Here is a 22550-nt window from a genome sequence, read left to right on the forward strand (position 1 = left end):
GAGGAAGAGGAAGACTGGACCGTCGTCATCCGTTCGCCATACGATCGCCTGGGCGTCGACGGGGCACCCCTGGGGCGGGTTGAGATGCAGCGTCACAAGCGAAGCGTCTTCCAGCCGCTCCCCGAGGCGCAGCTTGACGCCGAATTGACTCACGTCAATCGTCCTGCCGTGAAGCACCCGATCGTCCAGCTCCACGACCACCGGCCAGTTGACCTTGGCCCGTGGTCGTCGACGCGACTCCGACCGCCGCAATTTGCCGCGCATGAGAGTTCCCCCGCTGTGAATCTGTAGCAAGCGACGTACCGTCGTCGCCGGCTGATGGACATGCTACAAAATCCGCTACTTGTGGAGCACTCAAGGATGCCGCCACGCTTCTGTATGGCGCTTGTCGTCGCATCACCGACGAATCTTGGAGGGTCAGGACGAATTTTGGAGGATCAGAAGGATGGATGGTCACGCTTGCCATCGCCCGGCGGTGCTGCTCCCGGAACGGATTCCTCAGCGCGCCTCGGGGATGGCCCTGACGCCGCCCGGATTGTCGAGGGAGGAGAGATTGCCCGGATCCTTGCCGAGGTGGCTCGCGCGGATCACCCAGCCGCAGCACGGCGAAGCAGACCACGGCCTCGCCCTTGATCTCGTGGGGCACGCCGACCGCCGCAGCCTCGGCCACCGCCGGATGGCTCACCAGCACCGACTCGACCTCCGCCGGCCCCACGCGCTTGCCCGCGATCTTCAGCGTCTCGTCCGAGCGCCCGGTAACGAACCAGAAGCCGTCCGCATCTATACCGGGATTTCCGATATGGACCGATTCGGCCTCCGTGGCGGCATCCACGGAGCGGACCGTCCCGTCGGTCAGCTCGTCCTATCTTTAATTTCCACATCTCCCCTACTCGTTGACAGGTTTCTTGGTATCTTGACGGACTGGCGGTGTACCGCAGTGTTCGTGGACGATACTCATCAAATAGTCCAAACTGACCGGCTTTTTGACTAGACCTTTGATTTTCCCCGACTCCGTCATTACCTTCACCTCTGATTCATTAGGTGTTGCGGACACAATAACAATAGGAATTGAGGCAATCGTATGGGTTTGACTCGCTAGTTCGATAAATTCATAACCATTCATCTTAGGCATCATCAGATCGGTGAGGATTAAGCAGGGCACTTTTAGTTCCTTCAGAAGCGAAAACGCTTCTTCTCCGTTATTGGCCGTTCGGACTTCGTAGCCCTCTAATTCGATGGCCAATTGAAGCACTTCCCTAACCGATTGATCATCCTCCACAATGACGATTAAACTATGACTCATATTACATGCTCCTTTTCTTGATGACCTATTCCGTGTCTCGAACTTGGTTGGGTGCTGATTCCATATCTTGCAAAGAACTCCCTTTGAGCCGGGATCTCCGTTATGGAGCCAATTTCTCATCCCTCCTGTGACACCAAGCCTGAGAGACGGCGGCACCGTCTGGATCGCAGCCTCATGGAGCTCGGAGGCGACGGGAACCCACGTCACCCCCGTGGAAAGTCTAACGTCGAACTGTCTACCAGGAGGGGAAGCTTACAGGAGCGTTGGTCGGGAGCTTCTAGACGCCCTTCTTGAGTTCGAGCGAGCCTTGAGCCGGTCCCTGCAGGTTGTCAGCCAGCTTCGCCGCGTGGGTAGCATAGAAGGGGACCTTCAGATCGCTGAACGCCCTCTGCGCGGCAGCCAGATGGGTCGCCGCCGCATCCGGTCGGCCCGATGCGTCGGCAATCACGGCCAGGTCGAGCAGGGTGCGGGCGCCCTCGTAGGCCGCGCCGATGGATTGAAAAGCCTGACGGGCCCCCTCCAAATGGCCCTCTGCCTCAGCGAGGACGCCCCTGGCCCGGGCGATGCGGCCGAGGGCGCGCCGGGCCAGCGCCCCAGCGAACGGGAAGCCAAGCTCATCACTCAGGGCCAGTCCCTCCTCGGCCAGTTCCAGTGCCCGCTCCTCGTGCCCTCGCCCCAGGAGGGCCTCGCTCAGCCAGGCGCAGACTAATGCGTGCAGTGGTCGGCACTTCCACCCGAGGAATTTGTCATAGGCCTGTACCAAGACGTCGGCCGCTTGCTCCGGATCTTCCATCTCGAGGCAGGCGGCCCCCAGCCAGGCCCGAGCGACTGCTGTGGCCAGGGGGTCGGGCGCCAGTTCGACAGCGCGCCGGCAGGCCGCGACGCCTGCCTCCCAGTCTCCGCGGAGCGCGTGGGCCCACCCCTTCGCGAACCCGGTGAAGCACTCGAGCCGAGGATCGCCCGTCTCTCGCGCGACCTCCCACGCCGCCTCCTCCACCTCGATGGCGCCCTCGAGATTTCCGGCGGCGATGCAGTTCATGCCTATGCCCCACATCGCTTGGCCTGTCCACCACCGCTCGCGCGGCTTGCGGAGCCGGGCGACCGCCGCCCGGCCGTCCTCGGTCCCCTCGCCGAAGCGTCCTGCCCAGAAACAGTCCAGCGCGAGCCCATGGCTCGCCATTGCCAGCGTGGTCGCGTCCCCGGAGCGGCCGGCCTCCGCCGCCGCCCGCCGGAGCCAGACCGCAGCCGGGGCCGCCTCTCCCAACAGGCCGTACGCTCCGGCAAGCGCCAGGAAGAAGGGTCCGGCAAGCCGCGGGTCCGTGAGGGCCTCAACGCAGTGCAGGTGGCGAAGCAGCAGGTCGCGGGCTCCCTCGAGCCGGCCAAGCTTCAAGAGGGGATGGGCCTGGTGGGTCACCAGACCCACCATGAGCCGGTCGCGCTGAGCGCCGGCTGGCAGACGCGCCGCGTCCTCCAGTGCATGATCCAATACCGCCGCGGTGTCTCCGAGGGTGCAGTTCCGACCCGCCGTCTGGAGCACGTGCGGCAGGTAGGCGATCGCCTTCGCTGAATCGGCGCTCCTGCCGTAGTGGTAGGCGAGGAGCTCGTACACCTCCTGGAGCCTGCCGGCATGCAGCTCCTCGAGGGCCGCACCCACGGCCGCGTGCAGCGTCCGCCGCTCCTCGACAGGGAGGGATTCGTAGACGGCACGGCGCATGAGTGGGTGATTGCACTGCAGCACGGTCTCTCCGCGCCGGCTCTCCTCGTGGAGGAGCTCGTGCTTCCGAACCTCGGCCAGGAGGGGAGCGAGGCCTCGTGGCCTGCCCAGCACGTGTTCGACCAGACGCACCGGAGCCCAGTCGCCGATGACCGAGACGATCAGCAGCAGCCGACGGGCTCCGGCGCTCAGGCGGCTCATCCGCGGCAGCAGAGCCCCTTGGATGGCATCCGTCATTCTGAGCTCGTCGCCCTCACCCTGCTTCTCGACAGCGCCCCGAGCGAGCTCTTCAAGGAAGAACGGGTTCCCGTTCGCGGTGTCCAGGATCCGGTGGATCAGGCCCTTCGGCTGCAGCGAAGCCGGCAGAAGGGAGCGCAGGAGCCCGAAGCTCCTCCCGCGCGACAGCGGCTGCAAGCCGAACTGGGTTACGTACGGCCTGTCGCCCCACGGGAGCCGGTACCCGGGCCGATATGTTGTCAGCAGGAGAATTCGGGAGCTGGGCAGCTCCTGGCTGACAGAGAGCAGGAACTCCTCGGCGGTTCTCCCGGCCAGGTGCAGGTCATCGATGGCAATGACCAGCGGTGCACACCGGCTGCGTTCGACCGCAAACCGGCGCAGCATTTCGATGGTCCGGGCCCTGATCGCTTCGCGGCTGACCCCGGCCAGCCGTTCCGTGCCGGCCGAGACACCTGCGGCAGACAAGAGGTACGGGGCCCACTCGTCTGGATCGAGGCCCGCGTCCTCCAACCCATGGCGGACCTTCTCGCAGATGGTGCCGCCGCTGTCGCTCTCTGTGATCCCGTAGGCCTGCTGCAGGATCTGGATCACGGCATCGTTGACCATGGCGCCGTTGGAGGGGACGCATTCCGCGTCGCGATAGACGAAGCCCCTCTGGACCGCCCGCTGCCGGAACTCGCGCAGCAGTCGGGACTTGCCAATCCCAGCCTCGCCCACGATCCCGACCGCCCGCCCTTGGCCCTGCTCGACCTGATCGAGCAGGGCGTCCAGCATCGAGAGCTCGTGCTCCCGGCCCATAAAGGGCGCGAGCGGCTGGCCCGGCGCATGGCATCCCGCTCGCCGACGGCTGACGAGTCGGTACAGCGGATCCCGACCATCTCCCGGAGCCGCGACGGGCTCGAGCTCGAACTGTGCGTGGAGCAAACGCGCCGCGTCGGCAGCGACGAGGATGGACTGGGGCTCCGAATGCTCGAGCACAATCCCGAGCGCCACCGCTCCCGGCCGTTGTCGCCCCCCGGTCGTCTCCGGCGTATCGTCCCCGTCCCGGACCCGCGCCGTCGACACGTGCAGGGCGAGCTGCACGGTGAACGGGCTAGAGCCGTCCGGGTACCCGTCCGCGCCGGCCTTCTGCACGGCAAGGGCTGCGTTGGCTGCGCATGAGGGCCCGTCCTCCATATGGAGTCCATCAAAGCCGAAGCGGGCAAGCAGCTCGGCGCCGGTCATCCCCTCGACCCGCCCGCCGAAGCGCCGCACCTTGTCGGCGATGCTCTCCAGGACGCGGCTGACCTGGCCGGGATCAGTGCCCGCCTGCGATACCGAAGCAGCCAGGTAGACCCCCTGACGGGGCTGCCAGGTGTCCTCTGTCCATGCAGGCGCGCCGGGCCCGACCTTCCCCGACCTCTCACCAATCTTGCCGGGAGGCTTCCTTCCCGGTGCGAGGACCGTCCCGGCTTTCCCCGGGTAAAGCTCGAGCTTGGCGATCCGGTAGCGGAGGGTGTTGCGGGGCAGTCCCAGGTGAACAGCCGCGAGGGAGACGTTCCAGCCCGTCTCCCGGAGAGCCCCACGCAGCTTCTCCCGCTCGAAGCCCTCGACCGAGACCTTCAGTTGCGACCGTTCGGGCTCGCGAACGCCCTTCGCGGGCCCGGCAGGCGGGCGCAGACCAAGGAGGTCCGGTGTGATGATGGACACGTCTCCCGAAAGCAGGGCGACGCGTTCGAGCATGTTCGCCAGCTCCCGGACATTGCCCGGCCACGGATAGGCCAGGAGGGCCGCCTGTGCTTCTGCGGTCAGCACTTTCAGGGGCAGGTGGTATTCGGCGCACGCTCGTCCGAGGTAGTGCGCTGCCAGCAGCAGGATATCGCCGCCGCGCTCCCGCAGCGGTGGCATGAAAAGCGTCATGGCCGCCAGCCGGTGGTAGAGGTCCTCGCGAAAGGCGCCCTCGCGCGTGGCCGTGGCCAGGTCGATGTTGGTGGCGGCGATGACCCAGAGATCCACTACCTCGACGCGCGTACTCCCGAGCCGCCGGACCCCCCGCTCCTCCACCACCTTGAGGAGCTTCGCCTGAAAGGTCCTGGGCAGCAGCCCCACCTCGTCCAGGAAGATCGAGCCGCCGCTGGCAGCATGGAAGAGGCCGAGCTTGGGTTGCTTTGCGTCGGTGAAGGCGCCACGCTCGAATCCGAAGAGCTCAGCTTCCAGCAGGGTCTCCGGGATGGCCAGGCAATCTGCGTCGATGAACGGCTGGCTCGACCGCGCGCTCGCATTGTGGACAGCCCGTGCGAGGAGGCCCTTGCCTGTCCCCGTCTCACCCTGGATGAGCAGCGTCGGCAATCGCCGTGACGGCGACTGCCGACGCAGGAGGTGGGTAATCTGCTCGCGCAGCAGGATCATCCCCGGGCTTTCTCCGATCAAATCCTGTATGCCAACACCACGGGGATCCAGGAACCGCCCATGCTCGATCGCAGCCATCTCTCCTCCTCCGGCTTGTCCGCACTTAGGCCACACGGGAGCACGCCCGTCCAAGGCGGGGGCCGAGTCTATTCGATAGTTCGCCAGTCTTCAATGGCCACCGACGAATCCCGGGCGATTCAGACGAATTGCTGGCGTTTGTGACGAAAATCCAGCGACCGCTTCGGGATTCAATTCTTGTCGTGGCAGGCTGCGGCACCAAAAGCGGAGCCCAGTGGCCCGAGCCGCATACTCGTCCGCAAATGTTTGCACTGTGAATGTCGCTTCAGTTTACAAAACACCATGATCGTCGAGTGAGGACCGTGCTCAAGGCAGTCGGAAAGTCTTACGTTCTCGGAAGATCTCTCTATTCACGAAGCTGAACTAATGAATTCAAATAAGGTCTTCGACATGGCGCGTTGTTTGCTTTATGTGAAGGCTCGTGAACATAAACCGCAACTTCGAGGGCACGGGACCATGCACCGCGAGCCGATGAAGAAGCGGTTCGTGCTGGTGGTGGAGACCGACCCGATCGCCCGACGACATCTGACCAGCCTCCTGGAGACCTGGGGATACGAGCCGGTCGTGACAGGCTCGGTGGACGAATCGCTTGCCGTCCTTGCCCACAGCCACTTCCTCTTCAGCCTGCTCGACCTGGACCTCGACGGCGCCGACGGGAACGAGCTCCTCAAGCGGCTCCGGGTCCAGGGGGGCGACCCCGGCGCGATCATCGTTATCACCAACGGAACCGGGCTCCACGGCGCCGCCGAAGCGGCGGCCCTGGGCGCCGACGACTTCGTCCAGAAGCCGTTCACCCCGGAGGAGCTCGACAACGCCATCAAGAACGGGCTGGCCCGGCCGCGCCGGGGCTGGGGGCGCGCGGTCGAGGACGACCCGCACCGCAGGCTCCAGGAGGAGATCTCCCTCTGGAGCAGTGCCGGGATGCAGGAGGTCCGGCACATCATCGGCCAGGCGGCGCGCGCGGACGTCACGGTCCTCATCTGCGGTGAGACGGGCACCGGCAAGGACCTGGTGGCTCGGAGCATTCACCAGGTGGGGGTCCGGCAGGACGGCCCCTTCGTCAAGGTCAACTGCGCGGCGGTGCCCCGGGAACTGCTCGAGAGCGAGCTGTTCGGCCACGAACGCGGGGCCTTCACCGGGGCCCACCAGCTCAAGATCGGCAAGTTCGAGTCGGCCGACCGCGGCACCATCTTCCTCGACGAGATCAGCGATCTCCACCCGGCCCTGCAGGGCAAGCTGCTCCACGTGCTGCAGGATGGGCAGTTCTCTCGGGTCGGGGGCCGCTCGATCATCAAGGTGGACGTGCGCGTGCTCGCCGCAACCAACCAGAACCTGGAGCAGGCCGTCGCCGCGGGGCAGTTCCGGGAGGATCTCTACTACCGCCTGAATGTCATCCAGATCGTCGTCCCCCCGCTGAGGGACCGTCTGGAGGAGATTCCGGCCCTGGTCCAGTACTTCGTGCGGCGCTACGCCCGGCTCTTCCAGCAGGAGGGGTTCACGCTGCCGCCCGAGACCATGGAGCGGCTAATGCGGCACCGGTACCCGGGCAATATCCGGGAGCTGGAGAACTCGGTGAAGCGAATGATCGTCCTCGGTGACTCGCTGCTGACCAAGAGCCCGATGTTTAGCGGCCTGGGGAGCGACGAAGCCGACAGACCCATCCCCGCGGCCAAGCCCGGTACCGTCTCGCTCAAGGCCGTTTCCAAAAGGGCGGCGATGGCGGCCGAGCGGGAGGCCATCCTCCGCGCTCTCGAGCAGACCCGGTGGAACCGTCTGCAGGCGGCCAAGCTCCTCAACATCAGCTACCGGGCCCTGCTCTACAAGATCAAGGACGCCGCGCTCGACCGCGAGCGCCTACCCTCGAGCGGGCCATGACGGACGACCTCACGCGTATCGTCGAGGAAGACAAGCCCCAGAAGGGCGTCGCGGTCGAACGCCTGCGCGCAGCCTGGGGACGGCGGAAGTGGCTCGCCGTGCTTGTCTTCGCCTTCCCGTTTGCAGCCGCGGCGAGCGTGATCTTCTCCTTGCCAACCTTCTACCGCTCCACGGCCGTGGTCCTGGTCGAGCGGCAGCAGGTCCCCGAGGCCTTCGTCCAGGCCACGGTGACGAGCGAACTCGAGACCCGGCTGCACACCATCAGCCAGGATATCCTCAGCCGCTCGCGGCTCGAGGCCCTGATCACCCGGTTCGGCCTCTATCCCGGCCTGCGCAAACAGGACCCAACTGAAGAAATCGTCGAGCGGATGCGCAAAGACATCAAGCTCGAGCTGAAGACGACTAACACCAGGGGACGTCCGAGCGCCACGACCGCCTTCGCGCTCTCCTACCGGGGGCCGGACCCACTAACGGTTGCGCTCGTCACCAACACCCTCGCGTCCTTCTACATCGAGGAGAACCTCAAGCTCCGCGAGCGTCAGTCCACAGGCACGGCAGACTTTCTCACGGTGCAGCGCGGCGAGGCGCGGAAGCGCCTGGACGAGCTCGAGGCGCGCGTTAGCGAATTCAGGCGCCGCTACCTGGGCGAGCTGCCCCAGCAGATGCCGGCCAACCTGGCCACCCTCGAGGCGCTCCATGCCCAGCTCCGGCTCAACAGCGACAACCAGCTCCGCGCCGGCGAGCGACGGGAGAACCTCAACGCTCAGCTCGCCGAGGCGGCCTCCATGCCCCAGCTATTCGGCGCCCAGCCGGGCTCCGCGCCCGGCACTCAGCCGATCTACGAGACCAGGGCCCAGCGGCTGGGCCGGCTCAAGCTTGACCTGACGACCGCGCTCGCCAACTACACGGAGGCGCACCCCACGGTGATGCGGCTCAGGCGGGAGATCCAGGCGCTGGAGCGCGCCACGGACGAGCCCGCGGCCAAGGATGCCGGGTCGGCCCTGCCCGCCACCCCGTACACTCTCCGCCTCAAGGAGGCTCTCCAGTCAGCCGAGGCCGAGATCAAGATTCTCAAGGCCGAGCAGCAGCGGCTCCGGACTGGAATCGCGGCTTACCAGGCCAGGGTCGAGAACTCGCCTCGGCGCGAGCAGGAGTTCCAGGAGGTTTCGCGGGACTACGACACGACGAAGCAGCTCTACGAGTCGCTCGGGAAGCGACAGGAGGCGGCACAGCTCGCCGAGAGCATGGAGCAACGGCAGAAGGGAGAGCAGTTCCGGATCCTGGAGCCGGCCATGCCCTCGCAGATCCCGGCCGCGCCGAACCGCCTCAGGCTGCTCGTCGTGAGCCTCGTCCTCTCGCTCGGCCTCGCGGGCGGGGCGCTCGTGGTCGCCGAGATGCTCGATACCTCGTTCCACTCGGCGAACGAGCTCCGCGACTTCAGCATCGTGCCGGTCCTCGTGAGCATTCCCAAGATCGTGACCGACGCCGATCGGCAGCGCGAGCAGCAGCGGTTTCGCCTGGTGGCGGGAGGGGCAATGCTGGGGCTGGTCCTCATTGCCGGCGCCTCCTACTTCATCGGGCACGGCAACGAGCAGCTCGTCCAGATCCTCGCGGGCGGCGGGAGCTGACGAGCCCATGTCGCTCAACCTCGCGTTCTTCGGCCTGCGGCAGAAGCCGTTCAACCCGACGCCCGATCCCGCCTTTCTCTATGCGTCCCCAGGGCATCAAGAGGGCCTCGCCCACCTCCTGTACGGAGTCCAGGAACACAAGGGCTTCATCCTCCTGACGGGCGAGGTCGGGACGGGGAAGACGACGCTCCTGCGCACCCTGCTCAGCCGTCTGGATGGCAACACCGCCTCGGCCTTCGTCTTCGATACGACCCTGCCATTCGAAGGGCTTCTCGAGTACATCCTCGAGGACTTCGGCGTCGCCAAGCCCGGTGAGTCTCACGCTCAAAGGCTCTTCGCCCTGAACAACTTCCTGATCGAGCGCCAGCGCGCCGGCCAGAACACGGTGCTCGTCCTCGACGAGGCGCAAAATCTCGACGTCCGCGCCCTCGAGCAGATCCGGCTCCTCTCGAACTTCGAGACCCATACGGAGAAGCTGCTGCAGATCGTGCTCGCCGGCCAGCCGGAGCTCCTGGACAAGCTGAATCGCCCCGAGCTGCGCCAGCTCAAGCAGCGCATCGGCCTCCGTTGCCGCATCCTCCCCCTGACCGCCGACCAGACCCGTGACTACATCCGCACCCGGCTCCGGATCGCCGGGGCGACCAACCTGGGGCTCTTCTCGGATGTGGCGATCACGCGGATTGCCGGGTACTCGGGCGGAATCCCGCGGCTCATCAATACGGTCTGTGACCACTGCCTGCTTATCGGCTATGCTGACCAGATCCGTCGGGTCGATCGCAGAATCGTCGAGGAAGCCATCGAGTATTTCGAGGAGGGCGAGCGGCGACCGCGGAAGCCGCGGCGCCTGCTCCATACCTGGGGCCGGGCGCTGGTCCGCTGGGCCCTGGCCGCGGCGGGCGCGGTGCTGATAGGCGGCGCGGCGGCGCTGACGATCGCGCACCGCGACGCGCTGCGGCAGGTCTTTGATCTTTCCACCGCTACTCTTTCCGGGCTCGCGCACGCTGCGAGCAGCTTTCTCAGGCAATGAGCAAGTTCTTCAAGGCGCTCGAGCAGGCGGAGCGGGACCGCGCCCTTCAGCGAGGAGGGGCGCCCCGCTCGGCGGATCCGACAGCCGCCCCAGCCCCCGAGATCGAATCTGCTGAGCCTGTGACGCTCCAGCGGCCGCCGGCGGATTCAGCCGGTGGCGTGGACGACCATCTGGTCAGCCTGGTCGCCCCGGCGGCCTTCGAGGCGGAGCAGTACCGGGCCCTCCGCCACACCGTGGAGCAGCTCCACAAGACGCGCGACCTTCGCGTCGTGGCCGTGTCGAGCCCGGGCGTGGGCGACGGGAAAAGCATCACGGCGATCAATCTGGCCGGCGCGCTGGCGCAGGCGCCGGACGTGCGCGTCCTCCTCGTGGACGCCGACCTCCGCCGTCCTTCGGTGGCCAGCCTCCTCGCGCTCGGCGGGTCGGATGGCCCCGGCCTGGTCAACGCGATCCTCGATCCCACCGTCACCCTGGAGCAGGTCGCCCGGCCGCGCCCCCCGTTCAACCTGTCCGTGATCCCGGCTGGGGAGGTGCCGCCAAGCCCCTACGAGGTGCTCAAAGCGCCCCGGCTCGGCGAGCTCCTCGATGAGGCGCGCCGCCGCTACGACTACATCGTGCTGGACGCTCCCCCGCTCTGCCCCGTCCAGGACTGCCGGGTCATCGCCCGCTGGGTGGACGGCTTCCTTCTCGTCGTGTCGGCGCACCACACGCCCCGCCGGCTGGTCGGCGATGCGCTCAACGTCGTGGAGCGCGGCAAGATACTCGGCCTCATCTTCAATGGGGACGACCAACCGCCCTCGAGCTTCTACGGGTACTACGGCTACTACGGTGGAGGTCCCTACGCGGCCCATGGCTCGCCCAACGGACATGACCGCGGCCGGCTGGGCCGCGCCGTGACGCGCGTCGGGCAGATGCTCCAGCGGCGGCGCGGAGGCGGGCGGTGAGCCTCATGCTTGTGACCAGGGTGCGGACCCATGTTTGAAGAACGGTCCGAGCGACTGCACCGTGTCCTGACGCTGCTGGACGTCGCTGTGACCATCTTCGTGTTCCTGGCCGCGTCGTGGGTCCGGAATGCGCTCCTGGACGACGACCCCGTGGACCTCCTGTCTCACGTCGCCCTTCTTCCCTTCGTCCTGGCGCTCTGGATGTTCTTTCTCACATTCTTCGGCGCCTACCGGAGCCCACGGATGACCTCACGGCTCCAGTACGCCTGGGCCGTGACCCGCGGGGTGGCGGTCGGCCTCGCCGCCTTGCTCACGATCTTGTTCCTCTTCAAGGTCCAGTACGTGAGCCGTGCGGTCGTGGTGACATTCGCGGCCGCGGATCTTCTGGCCCTCGTTGGAATTCGCCTCGGCGTCGTCTGGTACTTCCACCGCTCGCTCCAACGAGGCGAACACTTCCGCAGGGTCCTGATCGTCGGCAGTGGCAACCGGGCACGGCGGCTGGCCGAGACCCTTCTCCAGAACTCGGAGTGGGGCATCCGCATCGTCGGACACCTGGACCCAGACCCGACGAAAGTGGGCGACCGCGTGCTCGAATCCTCCGTGCTAGGCACGGTCGGCGACATCAGCTCCATCCTGAAGGGGAACGTGATCGACGAGGTCATCCTGGCCGTCCCACGCGCGATGATCCCAGACGTCGACAAGATCGCGCAGGCCTGCGAAGAAGAGGGGGTCAAGCTCTGCTGGATGGCTGACGTCTTCGATGTCCATGCTGCGCGTACGCGGCTGGTCGCGCTTGGACCAATTCCCCTGCTGACCCTCGAGCCTGTCGCGCAAGGAGAATGGCAGCTCCTCGTCAAGCGGTTCATGGATCTCGCTATCGCGGCCCCCATCGTCCCGCTGCTGCCCGTGATCGGCCTTATCGCCCTGGCCATCAAGCTGGACTCGCCCGGTCCGGTCTTCTTCATGCAGGAGCGGGTCGGCCTTCACAAGCGCCGTTTCCGGATGCTGAAGTTCCGGACCATGGTGGAAGACGCCAGTCGACGACAGGCAGAGTTCGAGCACCTGAATGAGGCCAAGGGCCCCATCTTCAAGATCGCCAACGACCCGAGGATCACGCAGGTGGGCCGCTTTCTGCGTCGAAGCAGCCTCGACGAGCTGCCCCAGATCCTCCACGTGCTGACCGGTGAGATGAGCCTTGTCGGGCCGCGCCCCATGTCCCTGCGGGACGTGGATCTCTTCGACAAGGGCATCCAGCGCAAGCGCTTCAGCGTGAAACCGGGCCTCACCTGCCTGTGGCAGGTCTCCGGGCGGAGCAACCTCCCGTTCTCCAAGTGGCTGGAGCTCGACCTCTACTACATCGAGCACTGGTCGCTGGGGCTGGATCTCAAGATCCTGTTCAAGACCATTCCGGCGGTGCTGAGCGGCAAGGGCGCGAACTAACCTCCCAACATGAGCCTTCCAGCACCGTCCACCTCCACGATGCGCCTCCCGGTCACACCGGTGTCCCGGTTGCGCGCTATGGCCATCCGCGGTCTGGCACGAATGTACCGGCCGGAGAACGGGCTCTTCGCGTTCCGGGTCCGGCGGCGGGGCGAGGAGCTCCTCTTGGAGGGCTCGAGTCATCGCTACACCGCGATCGCCCTTATCGGGCTTGCCGGCGAGGACGAGGCGGTGCAGGCCTCGGTCCTGGCTGGCATTAGGGTGCGCGAGGCGTGTGCACGTCTCGTCAGCGAAGTGGCCGCACTCGAGAGCCTCGGCGACGTGGCCCTCGTCCTCTGGGCCGCCTGCGCGGTCGGCTACCCCGACCGCCGGTCAGTGGTCGAGCGCCTGCTCGCTCTCCAGCCGGACGAGGCCGCTCATCCGACGGTCGAAGTCGCGTGGACGCTGGCGGCACTCTGCGCCGACCTTGACGCCCCGGTCGGGCCCCTTCGCAACCGGCTGGCCCGCCGCCTGATCGCCGCGTTCGAACCCCGCTCCGGGATGTTCCCTCACGGCATGGGTGGACGGCCCGGCGGCTTCCGCGGGCACGTCTGCTGCTTTGCTGATCTCGTGTACCCGGTCCACGCCCTTGCGCGGTACGCGGAGCTCTTCGGCGACGCGGAGGCGCGCGACGTTGCCCTGCACTGCGCCCGGGAATTCTGCGCCCGTCAGGGTCCCGACGGGCAGTGGTGGTGGCACTACGACCGCCGGACCGGCGATGTCGTCGAACGATACCCCGTCTACGCCGTCCATCAGGACGCGATGGCTCCGATGGCGCTCTTCGCCCTCGAGCGCGCGGCCGCTATCGACCTACGCTCGCCGATCGCACGGGGGCTCGGCTGGCTTGCGCACGCGCCGGAGCTCGGCGGCGGCTCGCTGATCGATGAGGGCGCGGACCTGATCTGGCGAAAGGTGGCCCGTCGCGAGCCTCGGAAGCTTTCGCGCTACGCTCAGGCGGCCGCAAGCCGCCTTCACCCCAGCTTGAGGACACCCGGCCTGGACATCCTCTTCCCGCCGTGCGTCGTCGACTACGAGGACCGTCCGTACCACCTGGGCTGGCTTCTCCACGCGTGGCCGGCCGGGCGCGCGGCTCGATGGGACGAGCGAGCGATCCCGCAATGATGGTTCCGGTCGTGCAGGCTACCAAGCAGGAGATCCTCGGGGTCCCCATCGATGCCCTGACGATGGAGGAGGTGCTCGACCGAGTCGACGATACCATCGTCGGCCGAGGCCGGTTGCAGATCGGCGTGGTCAACGCGGCAAAACTGGTGAACATGCGGCGTGACCCGGCACTCCGGGCCGACGTGCTCTCGTGCAACCTGATCCTGGCCGACGGCGTCCCGGTTGTGTGGGCCAGCCGGCTCCTCGGCCGTCCCCTGCCCGAGCGGGTCGCCGGGATCGACCTGATGCTCGGGATGCTCCGCCGCGGCAACGAACACGGCTATCGAATCTACTGCCTCGGCGCGAGCGAAGATGTGCTGGCAACGGCTGTGGCCCGGATCGCCGGGGACTACCCACACGTGGAGGTGGTCGGACACCATCACGGCTACTTCACCAGCCAGGAGGAGCCCGGCCTTGTCGCAGCCATCTCTGACGCGAAACTGGACATCCTACTGGTGGGAATGAGCTCACCCAAGAAGGAGCGCTTCCTCGCCCGCTGGAGTGACCAGCTCGGCGTCTCGGTGTGCCACGGCGTTGGTGGTTCACTCGACGTTCTCTCGGGGAAGGTTCGGCGAGCTCCCCTAATCTGGCAACGGCTCGGTCTCGAATGGCTCTACCGCGTCTGCCAAGAACCGCGGCGGCTCTGGCGCCGGTATCTGGTCACCAACACCCTGTTCTGCGCGATGGTCTTGTCCGAACTCGTGCGGCGACGGCTTCTCTCTCCACCCGTTTCGCTTTTCCCCCGTGGCCACAAATGATCGGCCCCCGGTCCCGATCATGAGCGACCCGAGCGCTCAAATACAGTCAGCGCTCGACCGCTTCGTCGCGGGACAATCGCACCCTCTACGGGTCCTTGAGGCGGGCTGTGGTTCGCTCAGCAACATCAGACTCGGCAGCAACGTTCGCATCGTCGGAATCGACGTGTCCGCCGAAGCGCTTGCGCAGAACGCGACAATCCACGAGGGGATCCAGGCGAATCTCGAAACCTCCGACCTGGGGGATTCTGAATACGATCTCATTGTCTGCTGGGACGTTCTGGAGCATCTCGCGAAGCCAACGAATGTGGTCAGAAAGTTCCTCAGGGCTGTCAAGCCGGGCGGTCTTATTCTCCTGGCACTTCCTAACGTCCTATCGCTCAAGGGTTTGGTCGCGAAGTACACGCCACTTTCTTTCCACTTCTTGGTCCATCGGCTCATCTACGGCCAGAGAGCCGGCATCGCTCCGGGCTATGAGGTTTGTCCGACTTACTTGTGCTACTCCATCGCACCCCGGTCGATTGCTAGGCTCGCGACGCACCACGCATTCGATGTGGACCTCTTCTCCACCTACGAGTCGGGCATGCAGCGGCGGTTTCGCGAGAGATTCGGGCTCGTCGGCAAGCCCTGGCAGGTTGTGCGCGTTCTCGTCTGCCTTCTCTCCATCGGCATCATCGACGCGGAGGCTACGGATTGCATTCTGATCCTGCGCAGGCCGAGGCTATCTGTCCGGCTCCAGTCGCCCATCTCACAAACGGGCCCCCATCCCGAAGCCGTGACGAACTCCGTCGCTACCTCGGCGGCGTCTAAGCAGCTATGATCCGCCTTATTTTCCTCTCGACAGCCCTCTTTGTCGTCGGCCTCTACGCCTGGAAGGACTGGTACAAGTCGCTTTGCGCTCTCATCGTCCTGATGGCTTTCCTCGAGCATCCCGACATGCCCAGGTCGATGTTCGGCATCCAGGGGGTGAACCCTTGGAACCTGCTGCTCCTCGTGATCATCTTGGCCTGGCTGGCCCAACGCGGGCGCGACGGACTCGTTGGGCATCCGCCGGGCACGTTCGTGCTTCTCTTGCTGGCCTTCGTGGCCGTCGTGACGACAGCGTTCGTCCGGCTCATGATCGACCGGCAGGGCCTTCCCACGGATGCCAGCACCGCCGGTCTCATTAGTGAGTACCTCGTGAACACATTGAAGTGGGTCATCCCGGGACTCCTGCTGTTCGACGGCTGTCGCAGCCGGTCCCGCTTTTTGTGGGGCTTGTCCTCAATCCTCTCTCTCTACGTCCTTTTGAGTTTGCAGGTCATTAGGTGGATGCCCCTTGACGCCATCGCAAATCACGAGATGCTCGCCCGCCAAAGTATGAAGATTCTTCGCCCGGAGATCGGCTACTATCGAGTCGATCTCTCCGTCATGCTGGCAGGCGCCTCGTGGGCAATATTCGCAGCACAATCTCTCGTGGTCTCCCTGCACCGCCGAATTATCCTGCTGCTCGGTGCCCTTTTAGTTGTGCTTACGCAGGTCTTGACGGCCGGGCGGGGCGGCTACGTCGCATGGGCTGTCACTGGCCTTACTCTCACTCTCCTGAGGTGGCCACGGTATCTTCTTCTGGCCCCGGTGCTCGCGATCGGTCTTTCTCTGCTTCCCGGTGTCTCCGACCGAATCTTCGAAGGCATCTCTGACAGCACCAACACGAGTTCCTCTGCGGAAGTCGACCTAGAGAGGCTCACTGCCGGACGGAACCTCATATGGCCCCCAGTGATCGACAAGATCGCCGAACAACCGATACTCGGCTACGGGCGGGTAGCCATGGAGCGTACTGGACTCTCGTTCGCGATCGCGTCCGAGGAAGGAGGGGTCGGCAATCCCCACAGTGCGTACCTCGAGATGCTGCTCGACAACGGGCTGTTAGGCCTCGCCGTGACGCTCGCCCTCTTTGCCTACATCCTCGCGCATTCGTTGTCCCTGACTCGGGACCGCCGGAGTCGCGTGTTCGCCGCGATTGGTGGCGTCACATCCGCGCTCGTTATCGCACAGCTCGCCGGGTCCATCACCGGCCAGTCCTTCTATCCGCGAGAGGGCACGCTCGGGATGTGGTGTGCCATCGGCCTGATGCTGCGCGTCTCGGTCGAACGTGCCCGCGCTAACCTGAGCTTTGCGATGCATGACCGTGCGAACCGTCCGACCAAACCGACTCGCCCCGTGGAATGGTGGCGACCCGCGGCCAGTCCAGAGCCGCAGACGCGCCCGGATCCAGTTCTAGCGCCCTCCAACAGCGGATCCATCGACTCGCCACTATGAAACTGAACGCACGAGCGCGGCCGTCTCTTTTTGCGCCGCGGGCCGTCCGGGCCAGCAGCGCCATCGGCGCCTTCAAGCCCGAGGACAGCCCGTCCCTGCGACGTACCGACTCTCCACCGACGAGCAAATCTCCGGATGACCGAATGCAGTCGACAGTGCGCGGCACACTCAGCGTGCTACGCTCGCTGTTGGCATACACGGTGGTCGCGTGCGCATATTTCGGAACGCTGGTCGTCTGTCGTATGAGCCGGCTGGCCCCACGCCGGCCTTGGACCCCGACCCGCCGGATCGTAGTGACAGCAACGTTCTTCAATACACAATGGTTTCTCTCACATGTCATACCGCTGACGCGCTCGGGAGTGGACGAGGTCATTGTTGTCACTGACCAGCCATTGGTGGCGCTCGACAAGGTGCGGTTCTGGTGTCCGGCACACGGGATGAGTCGCTTGATCGGACGTGCGGTGTCGAAGTTTGCGTGCCTGCTCGCATGCGGTCTCTATCTCAAGCCTGACGTGTTGATCGGATTTCATCTATTCCCTGGCGCAATTTCCGCCCTGATCGTCGCAAGAGTGCTCGGACGACCGGCGTGCTACCAAATGACGGGGGGGCCCATCGAGATCGTGGGCGGCGGCGCCTACAGCGAGAACCGCCTCCTGGCGAAGCTCGGGCGAGGGTCTCGACTGCTCGAGAGCCTCGCCATTGCGGTCGTGCGCGAGTTCGATCTCGTGGTTGTGCGTGGCAGCAAAGCAAGAGCGTTCCTGATAGATCGGGGAGTTCGTCCCGTCACAGTCATCACCGGGAGTGTAACCTTTTTGAGCGAGCCGGCTGCACCCGACCGCGAGTACGACCTCGTGTTCGTCGGCCGCCTCGCCGCAATCAAGCAGCCGCTACAGTTCGTCGATATCGTGGCAAGTCTGCGGCGACAGCTGCCGACAGTCCGCGCCGCCGTTGTGGGCGATGGGCCTCTTTTGAACGCCGCCCGTGAGCGCGCCATCGCGCTCGGCATCGAGCAGTCCATCGATTTCCTCGGTCAGATCCAGGATGTGGAGCGGATCCTGACTCGCTCGAAGGTTTTCGTTCTGACATCGCAATCTGAGGGGCTGTCCATTGCCATGGCCGAGGCCATGGCGGCGGGAGTGGTGCCGGTCGTGGCTGATGTCGGCGACCTTGGCGACCTCGTCATCGACGGGGTGACGGGATTCCTGGTGAAGCCCGACAGTGTCTCCGAGTTCACCCACAGAGCCGCGTTGCTCCTGCAAGACCCCACACTCTGGGCCCGCCAGTCCCACGCCGCAACGGAAGCAGCCAGCCGGCAAACCAGCCTCGACGTCGTTACCGCGAAGTGGACCGAGAGTCTGTCAAGACTCGTCGCCACCTCCACGAACTCACCGGGCGCCGACGAGAAACGCCTATGAGCTCACTACGTAACGAGAGGACGTCAAAGATGCCAGAAGTCTCGAATATTGCGGCTTATCAGGGTGCCGGTCGTTACTCGGATACCCCGCCGTATCATCCAACTGAGCCATATCCTGAGTATGTCTTCGGGTCCTCGGCCCTCGGACCTGACAATCCGGCTTACGCTGCGGTTCGCGGTGCCCTCGGCCTTCTCTTTCCCCATGGGCTCGGTACGGCGAATTGGAATCCCCTGCGCGAGCTCGTCAGGCCGGGCGACACGGTAGTCCTCAAGCCGAATCTCATCTGTGATTTCCATGAAACTCGTGGTGACGACGTAGTCAGCATGCTCACGCACGGAAGCGTCATACGGGCCGTCCTCGACTATGTCGCAATCGCTCTCCAGGGCCAGGGGCGCGTTGTTATCGCGGATGCCCCGCAGTGCGACGCTTCCTTCGAGCGCTTGATGGCCGTCACCGGCTTGCTCACGATACAGTCTTTCTATCGAGAGCATTCTCCGATCCAGGTCGATGTGATCGATCTTCGCCCCGAATACGCTCGCAAGGTGGATGGCGTCATTGTGGCGCACAGCCCACTCCCTGGTGACCCCGCTGGGTATGCGGTCATCAACCTGGGTCGAGCATCGGAGTTTTTCCCGATTAGTCACACGAATCCGCGCTTGTACGGCAGCGAGTACGACGTGAACGAGGTCACTCTCCATCACCACGACGACACCCAAGAGTACCTGATCTCCAAGACAATTCTGGCCGCTGACGTCTTCATCAACCTTCCGAAGATGAAGACCCACAAGAAGGTCGGCGTAACGTTGAGCCTAAAGAATTTAGTCGGTATCAACGGAAACAAGAACTGGCTGCCTCACCACCGTGAAGGAGTTCCTACAACCGGCGGCGACCAGTACGCTGAATCCGGGCTCTCCGAACGCCTCGAACATGTCTTGCTGGCCACCTTCAAGCGACACTTTCCGAAGCTGGGACCGCTTCGTCGACATCTGGCAGGTCCGGTAAAGAGGATCGGGCGGGCTGTTTTTGGAGACACCACCACAGATCGCATACGATCCGGGAACTGGTACGGCAACGACACCACGTGGCGAATGGTTCTGGACTTGAACCGGGCGCTTCGCTTTGGTGATGGCGCCGGGGTCCTGCACGATCAGCCACAGCGCCGATACTTCAGCGTGGTGGACGGTGTCGTCGCCGGCGAGGGCAATGGCCCAATGGGAAGTGATCCGCGTCCAGCGGGTCTCATCGTCGCTGGACTTGACCCTCTTGCAGTGGATCTGGTGTGCACACGGATCATGGGATTCGACTATCACCTGATTCCGGTGCTTTCCAACGCCTCAAATGATCATCCCTATCCATTAAACGTTGTTCCGCACGCCGCAATCCGTTGCAATTCCAACGTCGATGAATACGATCGCCTACTCAATCAAATTGAAGGGCCTTGCTTGGCATTCAGGCCTCACTTCGGCTGGATTGGCCACATTGCAGTCACTGACGCCATCACCCCAGCTGCGCCAGCCACTCGACAAGGGCCATTATCTGCCGTCTGAACTCCGCCATGCCGATGCACCTAGCCCTTTCGCGGAAGAACCTCTGGGAGCGCACACCGCCCTTCTTGAAGAGTCTCTTGGGACAGGCCACAGCGATCATTCCTATGTCGCACCTGCTCGGTGCTCGTTTCAGAGCCCATCTGGCTTTTGCTCGAGAGGCACAGTGGTGGTCAGCCGAGAGAGCACGAGAGTACCAGCTCACCCGTGTCCGAGAGATCTGCTTGCTAGCCTATGAGAAGACCGACTACTACCGCGAGACATTCCGCCAAGCCGGGTTCACGCCAGGGGACCTCAAGTCGCTGGAAGACTTTTCCTCCCTGCCGACCATCGACAAGGAGACGATCCGCACACACATGAATTCCATGTGCGCGGTACCGTACGGGTCCTCAGGCATCGACTATGTCGCGACCGGGGGCTCTTCCGGGGAGCCACTGCGCTTCCTAGCAGGATCGGACCGTTCTGCCGTCGAGTATGCCTACCTCGTCGCGAGCTGGGAGCGCGCGGGCTACCGACTCGGTTTGCCCCTGGCCGTCTTCCGCGGGCAGGTCGTGAGGCCTCGACGCAACGGCTTGCGACACGAGTACGACCCATTACTACGCCGCCACTACTACAGCAACTTCCACAGGTCTGCCCAGGACATGCGTCGCTACCTCGAGCACATCGCCACTCTGGGACCCTGCTATCTCCTTGCGTATCCCTCCTCCGTCTACACCCTCGCCCGCTTCCTCGAAGAAGCAAAGATCCCAGCCCCGCCGAATATACGAGGCATACTCGCAGGATCCGAGAATGTCTATCCCAACGACCGGATGGATACCGAGTCGACTTTCGGGGTTCGATTCTTCTCTTGGTACGGTCACTCGGAGAAGCTAGTCTTGGCCGCTGAATGCGAGGGATCCGCAGACTATCATGTCTGGCCGACGTACGGGTACTTCGAGCTCCTCGATCCTGACGGCAAGGCGGTCACGACACCCGGTGAGCGAGGTGAGATCGTCGGTACCGGTTTCATCAATACGGTTATGCCATTCATTCGGTATAGGACTGGTGATTACGCTGTCTTCTCGGGACAAACATGTAAGGCCTGCGGCCGAGAGCAGACTCTCTTGTCTCGCATCGACGGTCGGTGGCCCCAGGGCGATCTGACCGCCAAGGATGGTTCGCCCATCTCGATGACGGCCTTCAACGTACACGATGACACATTTGAAGCGACACACGGTTACCAGTTTTTTCAGTCGGAGCCCGGCAGAGCCGTGTTGAGGGTGATCCCCGCAAGGTCGCTAACCCACCAAGATCGTGAATTCATACTCTCCCGAGTAAACGCACGGCTGCAAGGCCAAGTCTACGTGACACTCGAAGTGTGCGGTCAGCTTCAGCTGACACCCACCGGTAAGCAACTGCGCGTAGTCCGAGCCGCGCCCTCGTCTTCGCCAGGTTCCCTCGATCCACGCGGGAACCACTCCAATGACGTATCCGTCTCGCAATGAAACCCAATCCTTCTCTGCCGTTGAAGGTGATGCTCCTGACGAGCAGCCTGCACTACGGAGGCGCTGAGCGCCAGGTGGTCGAGTTGGCGAAGCACCTGGATCGCCGCCGATTCGAACCGCTCCTGTGCTGCCTCGACGGTACTCGCACGCTCTTCGATCTCAGCCCAAGTCTGACGCCGATCGTGATGGCAAAGCGCCGGGCCAGGTTTGATCCCATCCCGTTCCTCCAGGTTGGCTGGCTGCTGCGTCGCCGGTCGATCGACGTCGTCCACTCCTTTCTCTTCGACGCCGAGATTATCGGTCGCGTCATGGGTTGGCTCACCAAGGTGCCCGCGGTCATCGCCTCCGAACGGAACTCGGACTACCCCCCGATGCCGATGAAGGATCGGGTCCAACGCCTGACCCGTCCGCTCGTGGACCTCGTAATTGCCAATTCACACGCCGGCAAACGCTACACCATTGAGCGGCTAGGCTTCGCCAAGGACCGAGTAGCCGTGGTCCACAACGGGGTCGACACGGAGCGTTTCAGGCCCGGTGACAAGGCTCACGCCCGTGAACGGCTCGGCATCCCGAGAGCCGCTCCGGTCATTGGGATGTTCGCAAGCTTCAAACCGCAGAAGAATCACGCGATGTACTTCCGGGCCGCCATGCGCATTCTCGAGCGATACCCCGAGGCGCGATTCCTGTCAGTGAGCTACGTGCCCTGGCATCCCTGGAATGGTGCCGTTGCCGACGCCTATCAGGCGTCACTGCGGAGTCTCCTTGGTGAACTTGGGCTCGCCGACCGCCTGCTCATCCTGACGAATCGCCCAGACGTCGAGCAGCTGTACCATGCCTGTGATGTCACGGTCCTGACAAGCCAACGCGAAGGCACACCCAACGTCGTCCTCGAGTCGATGGCGTCCGGGGTCCCGGTGGTGGCAACCGACGTGGCGGACAATGCCTTGATCCTGGATGACGCCTCGGGCGGCGCGGTCGTGCCCCTCGGTGACGACGCGGCCTTGGCGGGGCGCGTGTGCCGCCTGCTGCGCGATCCCACGGTGCTCCACACTGCCGGCGCACAGGCCCGCCACGCGGCCCTGGAGCGATACTCCCTGACTCGGTGGGCATCGGCGATTGGGACGCTTTACGAAGAGACCTGGCTTCGAAAGACCGGCCGTCAGCCCAGTTTCTCTCGGGCTAGCTGAGCCTTGACATGCTTCTCTTGCCAGCCACTGCAA

Annotated in this window: 16 protein-coding genes and 1 pseudogene; 13 read left to right on the forward strand and 4 right to left on the reverse strand. The window is 64.5% G+C overall.

Annotation, left to right across the window (positions count from 1 at the left end; genetic code table 11):
- The 4 genes and pseudogenes from Q7W02_28840 to Q7W02_28855 all read right to left on the reverse strand — a co-directional run.
- Positions 1–264: PilZ domain-containing protein (locus Q7W02_28840; protein MDO8480134.1), on the reverse strand; the 264-nt coding region annotated here is incomplete at its 3' end.
- A 343-nt stretch (positions 265–607) separates the two neighbouring features.
- Positions 608–784: pseudogene (locus Q7W02_28845) on the reverse strand (hypothetical protein).
- A 102-nt stretch (positions 785–886) separates the two neighbouring features.
- Complete coding sequence (locus Q7W02_28850) at positions 887–1303, reverse strand: response regulator (GenBank protein MDO8480135.1); 417 nt, start codon at positions 1301–1303, stop codon at positions 887–889.
- 277 nt (positions 1304–1580) lie between these two features.
- The gene (locus Q7W02_28855; protein MDO8480136.1) at positions 1581–5720 is read right to left on the reverse strand and encodes a DUF2791 family P-loop domain-containing protein; all 4140 of its coding nucleotides are present in this window, start codon (positions 5718–5720) and stop codon (positions 1581–1583) included.
- A 456-nt stretch (positions 5721–6176) separates the two neighbouring features.
- Between Q7W02_28855 and Q7W02_28860 the strand changes: the two genes are divergently transcribed.
- The 13 genes from Q7W02_28860 to Q7W02_28920 all read left to right on the forward strand — a co-directional run bounded on the left by Q7W02_28860 (position 6177) and on the right by Q7W02_28920 (position 22517).
- Complete coding sequence (locus Q7W02_28860; protein MDO8480137.1) at positions 6177–7595, forward strand: sigma-54 dependent transcriptional regulator; 1419 nt, start codon at positions 6177–6179, stop codon at positions 7593–7595.
- A complete protein-coding gene (locus tag Q7W02_28865) occupies positions 7592–9223 on the forward strand; it encodes a hypothetical protein (GenBank protein MDO8480138.1) in 1632 nt (543 codons plus the stop codon). The genes Q7W02_28860 and Q7W02_28865 overlap by 4 nt, the downstream gene beginning before the upstream one ends.
- A gap of 7 nt (positions 9224–9230) precedes the next feature.
- Positions 9231–10250 carry an AAA family ATPase gene (locus tag Q7W02_28870; protein MDO8480139.1) on the forward strand — a complete coding sequence of 340 codons (1020 nt, stop codon included), beginning with the start codon at positions 9231–9233 and terminating at the stop codon, positions 10248–10250.
- Entirely contained in the window at positions 10247–11194 is a 948-nt protein-coding gene (locus tag Q7W02_28875) for a CpsD/CapB family tyrosine-protein kinase (GenBank protein MDO8480140.1), read from the forward strand. Before Q7W02_28870 ends, Q7W02_28875 begins: the two co-directional genes overlap by 4 nt.
- Positions 11195–11224: 30 nt before the next feature.
- On the forward strand, positions 11225–12634 hold the full coding sequence (locus Q7W02_28880) for a sugar transferase (GenBank protein MDO8480141.1): 1410 nt from the start codon (positions 11225–11227) through the stop codon (positions 12632–12634).
- Positions 12635–12712: 78 nt separating this feature from the next.
- On the forward strand, positions 12713–13795 hold the full coding sequence (locus Q7W02_28885) for a hypothetical protein (protein ID MDO8480142.1): 1083 nt from the start codon (positions 12713–12715) through the stop codon (positions 13793–13795).
- Positions 13792–14592 (forward strand): WecB/TagA/CpsF family glycosyltransferase, encoded by an 801-nt coding sequence (locus Q7W02_28890; GenBank protein MDO8480143.1) that lies wholly within the window; start codon positions 13792–13794, stop codon positions 14590–14592. The genes Q7W02_28885 and Q7W02_28890 overlap by 4 nt, the downstream gene beginning before the upstream one ends.
- A 19-nt stretch (positions 14593–14611) precedes the next feature.
- Positions 14612–15409 carry a class I SAM-dependent methyltransferase gene (locus Q7W02_28895; GenBank protein MDO8480144.1) on the forward strand — a complete coding sequence of 266 codons (798 nt, stop codon included), beginning with the start codon at positions 14612–14614 and terminating at the stop codon, positions 15407–15409.
- Positions 15406–16887, forward strand: a complete 1482-nt coding sequence (locus tag Q7W02_28900; GenBank protein MDO8480145.1) for an O-antigen ligase family protein — start codon at positions 15406–15408, stop codon at positions 16885–16887. Before Q7W02_28895 ends, Q7W02_28900 begins: the two co-directional genes overlap by 4 nt.
- A gap of 143 nt (positions 16888–17030) precedes the next feature.
- Positions 17031–18302: a glycosyltransferase gene (locus Q7W02_28905; protein MDO8480146.1), complete on the forward strand. Its 1272-nt coding sequence runs from the start codon at positions 17031–17033 to the stop codon at positions 18300–18302.
- A complete protein-coding gene (locus Q7W02_28910) occupies positions 18299–19849 on the forward strand; it encodes a DUF362 domain-containing protein (protein MDO8480147.1) in 1551 nt (516 codons plus the stop codon). Before Q7W02_28905 ends, Q7W02_28910 begins: the two co-directional genes overlap by 4 nt.
- A 221-nt stretch (positions 19850–20070) precedes the next feature.
- On the forward strand, positions 20071–21330 hold the full coding sequence (locus Q7W02_28915) for a phenylacetate--CoA ligase family protein (GenBank protein MDO8480148.1): 1260 nt from the start codon (positions 20071–20073) through the stop codon (positions 21328–21330).
- Positions 21327–22517 (forward strand): glycosyltransferase, encoded by a 1191-nt coding sequence (locus Q7W02_28920; protein MDO8480149.1) that lies wholly within the window; start codon positions 21327–21329, stop codon positions 22515–22517. Before Q7W02_28915 ends, Q7W02_28920 begins: the two co-directional genes overlap by 4 nt.
- Positions 22518–22550: the final 33 nt, after the last annotated feature.

It is taken from the genome of Candidatus Rokuibacteriota bacterium, assembly GCA_030647435.1.
Classification (GTDB): domain Bacteria; phylum Methylomirabilota; class Methylomirabilia; order Rokubacteriales; family CSP1-6; genus AR37.

Coding starts and splice junctions, on each gene's coding strand:
- Q7W02_28875 (MDO8480140.1), top strand. CDS start 10,247: ATGAGCAAGTTCTTCAAGGCGCTCGAGCAGGCGGAGCGGGACCGCGCC.
- Q7W02_28855 (MDO8480136.1), bottom strand. CDS start 5,720: ATGGCTGCGATCGAGCATGGGCGGTTCCTGGATCCCCGTGGTGTTGGC.
- Q7W02_28850 (MDO8480135.1), bottom strand. CDS start 1,303: ATGAGTCATAGTTTAATCGTCATTGTGGAGGATGATCAATCGGTTAGG.
- Q7W02_28880 (MDO8480141.1), top strand. CDS start 11,225: ATGTTTGAAGAACGGTCCGAGCGACTGCACCGTGTCCTGACGCTGCTG.
- Q7W02_28905 (MDO8480146.1), top strand. CDS start 17,031: ATGCAGTCGACAGTGCGCGGCACACTCAGCGTGCTACGCTCGCTGTTG.
- Q7W02_28890 (MDO8480143.1), top strand. CDS start 13,792: ATGATGGTTCCGGTCGTGCAGGCTACCAAGCAGGAGATCCTCGGGGTC.
- Q7W02_28895 (MDO8480144.1), top strand. CDS start 14,612: ATGAGCGACCCGAGCGCTCAAATACAGTCAGCGCTCGACCGCTTCGTC.
- Q7W02_28910 (MDO8480147.1), top strand. CDS start 18,299: ATGAGCTCACTACGTAACGAGAGGACGTCAAAGATGCCAGAAGTCTCG.
- Q7W02_28860 (MDO8480137.1), top strand. CDS start 6,177: ATGCACCGCGAGCCGATGAAGAAGCGGTTCGTGCTGGTGGTGGAGACC.
- Q7W02_28865 (MDO8480138.1), top strand. CDS start 7,592: ATGACGGACGACCTCACGCGTATCGTCGAGGAAGACAAGCCCCAGAAG.
- Q7W02_28920 (MDO8480149.1), top strand. CDS start 21,327: ATGAAACCCAATCCTTCTCTGCCGTTGAAGGTGATGCTCCTGACGAGC.
- Q7W02_28870 (MDO8480139.1), top strand. CDS start 9,231: ATGTCGCTCAACCTCGCGTTCTTCGGCCTGCGGCAGAAGCCGTTCAAC.
- Q7W02_28885 (MDO8480142.1), top strand. CDS start 12,713: ATGGCCATCCGCGGTCTGGCACGAATGTACCGGCCGGAGAACGGGCTC.
- Q7W02_28900 (MDO8480145.1), top strand. CDS start 15,406: ATGATCCGCCTTATTTTCCTCTCGACAGCCCTCTTTGTCGTCGGCCTC.